The following is a 222-nucleotide window of genomic DNA, read 5'->3' as shown; positions in this document are numbered from 1 at the left end:
GAGTTTCAGGGACTGTGGCTGTAGTTTCGGTAATATAAGTTCGCTTACCATCCAACATATAGTAAAGATGCACAGAATAGGTACCGGCATCGCCCTTGTGGCTGGCTTTATCTACATGAACCTTATAGCTACCGTCTGATTGTTTGTCGGCATGATACCAAGTAAGGTCGTCTTGGCCATTCTTATCTGACCAGATTGGGACACGGACTTCTTTAACTTCTT

At 44.1% G+C, this 222-nt stretch carries 1 protein-coding gene; it reads right to left on the bottom strand.

Annotated features, from left to right (window positions below; translation table 11 throughout):
• Positions 1-222: GBS Bsp-like repeat-containing protein (locus AX663_RS08645; protein ID WP_197414217.1), on the bottom strand; the 222-nt coding region annotated here is incomplete at both ends.

It is taken from the genome of Streptococcus sp. CCH8-H5 (assembly GCF_001556505.1).
Classification (GTDB): domain Bacteria; phylum Bacillota; class Bacilli; order Lactobacillales; family Streptococcaceae; genus Streptococcus.
The sequence above is the reverse complement of the archived record's forward strand: the minus strand, read 5'-3'. Positions and strand labels throughout refer to the sequence as shown.